This is a genomic window from Brevundimonas sp. (assembly GCF_013823285.1).
GTDB lineage: Bacteria > Pseudomonadota > Alphaproteobacteria > Caulobacterales > Caulobacteraceae > Brevundimonas.
Window position 1 is genome coordinate 1 of record NZ_PNLV01000162.1, and the last position, 3601, is coordinate 3601.

Consider the following 3601-nt stretch of genomic DNA (forward strand, 5'->3'; position numbering starts at 1 on the left):
AGCCAGCGCCGGATGGCCTCGCCCGAGGTTCCGTCGCGGGGCAGCAGGCCCTCGTCAGCCATGGGCCGGGCGATGCCCAGGAACCGCAGCCCGTTGTCGGCGGCGTAGGCCGCCCGCGCGGTCGACCCATCAGCGAAGGTCAGATAGCCCGAGCCCTGGATCTGCAGGAAGAACAGGTCCTCCGGCTTCAGCCAGGCCATGACGAGGGCCGGATCATGGGAGGTCTCGATGGCGGCCCGGTCAGGATAGTCCCTGACCGTGCCGTTCGGCAGCCGCTGGCGGTACAGGGCCCGTCCGTCGGGCCCTTGCGTCCGCGTCAGGTCCGGCGGGGGCGCCAGCAGGGGCGCCGAGAATTCCGCGTCGCGCTTGGCGCGGGCCTCGTACTCCGGCGCGAAATAGGCGGTCAGCAGGCCGGTTTCGTCGCCGCCCTCGGGGCGGAAACGGGTCTCGAAAAACAGGCGGGCGTTCTCGCCGGTCACGTCGGGCGCGGCGGCCAGCAGCTTCGCCGCCTCGCACACGCCCCAGGCGCGGCTGTCGGCGCCGCAGCCCTCGGCGTAGCCGCGCAGGGCGGCCAGGTGATCCTCCCCGGCCCAGCCCGGCAGGGCGGCGAAGGCGGGATCGGACGGCCCCGGCGTCCAGGGGGCCGGCTCGCCGGGCACAGGGGGGGCGGGCTGGGGTTGCGGCGTCGGCTCCGGCCCGGTCACGGGCGTCGGAGCGGTGGCGCAGGCGGCGGCCGTCAGGGCCAGGACCGCAGCCAGGAGGACGCCACGCATCAGGCGCTGGCCGCCTCAACCCGGGTCAGCACCCAGTTGGGATCGCTGGCCCCGATGGAGCGCTCGAAGGTCCACAGCTCGGCGGTGCGGCGCTCGTCCACGGTCTCGTCGCCCGAACCGCTGGTGGCGGTGCTGCGCAATTCGGCCAGGAACAGCACCTTGGCGCGGGCCCGGTCGCCCTCGGCCGTGGCCACCTCCAGATCGGCGCGGGGCGGGTGGACGAATTCGACCGTTTCCTTCTCGCTGCGACCTTCACGGGCGGTGATGCCGGCCTCGAACGAGCTCAGCACGGCGGGGGCCAGCAGGGGCCTTAGCGCCTCGCGGTCTCCGGACGCATAGGCCCGCACGATGGTCTCATAGGCCCCGCGCGCGCCATCCAGAAACCGGACGGGGTCGAACGAAGGGTCGCGCGCCTTCAGCCCCGCGGCCGCAGCGGCGGTGGCGGCGTCCACGGGGGTCTCGGGACGCGCATCCGGTTCGGGCGCGGCCGGGGCGCCGGGGATGCGGGGCGGCTTCTTGACCCCGTCCTCGGGCTGGCGGCCCACCTTCTTGCCCAGCACATTGTAGAGCTGGAACAGGACGAAGGCGGCGATGGCCGCCATCAGAAGGAGTTCGTAGGGAAAGGAGGACACGGCGTTTTCCTGAAAGGCGTCGTTCGGGCTTAAGGGCTCATATAGGGACGCGCAAGGCGGGCGCGAGCCTCTCCTGTGCGGCGACGGGCGTTGCGGGCGGCGTCCGCCGATGCTAGCAGCCCCGCGAACGTCCTTTCGGGCGAAACCTTGGCGTTTGCCCCAAACCGGAACCTTTCCTGCCCATGACCGACACCAATCCCGACAACGGCGCGTCCAATCCCGTCCCCCAAGGCGCCCAGCCGCCCGCGGGTCCGCATTTCCGCGTCCTGACCCAGTACGTGCGCGATTTCTCGTTCGAGAACCCCAAGGCGCCGGAAAGCCTGCGCTTCGAGGGCAAGCCCCAGATCGACATGGGTGTCGAGATGAATGCCCAGGGCCGCGCTGACGGCCTGTTCGAGATCGACCTGAAGCTGTCGGTCAAGGCCGCCTCCGGCGACCAGCCCATGTTCCAGATCGAGCTGCTCTACGGCGGCCTGTTCCAGATCGGCGGCGTCGAGGAGAAGGACATCGAGAAGATGCTCCTGATCGAATGCCCGCGCTATCTGTTCCCCTTCGCGCGCCAGATCATCGCCACGGCCACCAGTGACGGCGGCTTCTATCCGCCCTTCCTGCTGGAGCCGCTGGACTTCGCGGCCATCTACGCCGCCCGCAAGGCCCAGCAGACCGGCGCACCGGCCATCCCGCCGGCCCAGGGCCAGGCCTGAGTCAGGAGGCGGGGGCTTCGGCCCCCTCCAGTCCATAGCCGCGCCACAGGGACAGGTCCTTGAACTGGCTCTGCAGGAAGGCGGCGTGGGCCGCCGCCTCCTCGGGCGAGACGCGGCCGGGCAGCGGCCGGGGCCGTTCGCCGTAGCTGACCGGCTTGAAGCCCGGCGCCGTGGGGCCGCGCGCGGCGCTGAGATCCAGCACCCGCTCCTTGCCGCCCTTCAGCTCCAGATAGACCGCGGCCAGCAGGCGCGCGTCGATCAGGGCCCCGTGCAGGGTCCGCTCGGCCAGGGAAATCTTGAAGCGCTTGCACAGGGCGTCCAGCGAATTGGCCATGCCGGGAAACCGCGTCTGGGCCAGGCCCAGGGTGTCGATCCAGCGCACTTCCTCCACCAGCAGCCGGCCGCACAGGCCCAGCTCGTGGTTGATGAAGGCCCGGTCGAAGGCGGCGTTGTGGGCGATCACCGGGGCATCGGCGATGAATTCCAGCAGGTCGTCGGCCATCTCGGCGAATTTGGGCGCCCCGCGCACCTTGTCGTCGGTGATGCCGTGCACCCGAATGGCGTCCGGCGGGATCAGCCGCTCGGGATTGACCAGCCGATGAAAGGTCCGGCCGGTGGGCAGCAGGTCGTCGATCTCGATGCAGCCCACCTCGATCAGCCGGTCGCCCGTCTTCGGATCAAAGCCGGTGGTTTCGGTGTCGAGGACGATTTCGCGGGCCATGCCTCTTATTGCGGGGTTTCGGCGCCCGATGGAATCCCCCGGCGGCCCGCCCAGCCGGGTTTCAACACCTCATCCACAACCGCGCGCACCTGATCCCGGGCGTGATCCAGCCCCTTGTGGGTCTCGATGATGAAATCGGCCCGCGCGCGCTTGTCCGTGTCCGGAGTTTGTCGGGCCAGGATCTCCGCGAAACGCTCCGGGGTCATGCCCGGCCGCGACAGGACCCGTTCGCGCTGCACCTCGGCCGGCGCCGTGACCACCACCACCGCGTCCACCTCCGCGTCGCCCCCGGTCTCCATCAACAGGGGAATGTCCAGCACCAGCAGCCGCGCCCCGGCCGCGCGCGCCTCGGCCATCAGGTCGGCCCGGTGTTCGCGCACCAGCGGATGGACGATGGCCTCCAGCCGGGCGTAGCCGTCCGGGTCCGCGCCCAGGGCCGCGGCCAGCCTGGCCCGGTTCACCCCGTCCGGGCCCGAAACCCCGGGAAAGGCGGCCTCCACCGCCGCGACGGCCGCCCCGCCCCAGGCGTAGAGATCGTGGACCGCCGCGTCCGCATCCCACACAAGGGCGCTTTCCTCAGCGAACAGGGCCGCCGTGGTGGACTTGCCCATGCCGATGGAGCCTGTCAGGCCCAGCACGATCACGGCTCAAGCCCTTTCAGATGCGCCAGCACCACCGCGCGGGGGTCCAGATCCGGCGGGGCCCGATCGAAAATGAACGCGAACGAGGGCCCGGCCTGCCCGGTCAGCATGCCCAGCCCGTCCACGCCGG

The 3601-nt window shown here is 71.2% G+C and carries 5 protein-coding genes; 1 reads left to right on the forward strand and 4 read right to left on the reverse strand.

Going from position 1 to position 3601, the window contains the following annotated elements:
• Together C0461_RS13850 and timA are read right to left on the reverse strand one after the other, a co-directional pair.
• A partial coding sequence (locus C0461_RS13850; RefSeq protein WP_292107828.1) for an MltA domain-containing protein occupies window positions 1-773 on the reverse strand: 773 nt, incomplete at its 3' end.
• Complete coding sequence (timA, locus tag C0461_RS13855) at window positions 773-1375, reverse strand: TIM44-related membrane protein TimA (RefSeq protein WP_292107834.1); 603 nt, start codon at window positions 1373-1375, stop codon at window positions 773-775. The genes C0461_RS13850 and timA, both read right to left, overlap by 1 nt.
• A gap of 212 nt (window positions 1376-1587) precedes the next feature.
• Between timA and secB the strand changes: the two genes are divergently transcribed.
• Entirely contained in the window at window positions 1588-2109 is a 522-nt protein-coding gene (secB, locus tag C0461_RS13860; protein WP_292107829.1) for a protein-export chaperone SecB, read from the forward strand.
• Window position 2110: 1 nt separating this feature from the next.
• On the opposite strand, the gene dnaQ is transcribed toward secB, so the two are convergent.
• On the reverse strand, window positions 2111-2830 hold the full coding sequence (dnaQ, locus tag C0461_RS13865; RefSeq protein WP_292107831.1) for a DNA polymerase III subunit epsilon: 720 nt from the start codon (window positions 2828-2830) through the stop codon (window positions 2111-2113).
• A gap of 5 nt (window positions 2831-2835) precedes the next feature.
• Window positions 2836-3474, reverse strand: coding sequence for a dephospho-CoA kinase (gene coaE / locus C0461_RS13870; protein ID WP_292107832.1), 639 nt, complete (start codon window positions 3472-3474; stop codon window positions 2836-2838).
• Window positions 3475-3601: the final 127 nt, after the last annotated feature.

Coding starts and splice junctions, on each gene's coding strand:
- timA (WP_292107834.1), bottom strand. CDS start 1,375: ATGGCGGCCATCGCCGCCTTCGTCCTGTTCCAGCTCTACAATGTGCTG.
- secB (WP_292107829.1), top strand. CDS start 1,588: ATGACCGACACCAATCCCGACAACGGCGCGTCCAATCCCGTCCCCCAA.
- dnaQ (WP_292107831.1), bottom strand. CDS start 2,830: ATGGCCCGCGAAATCGTCCTCGACACCGAAACCACCGGCTTTGATCCG.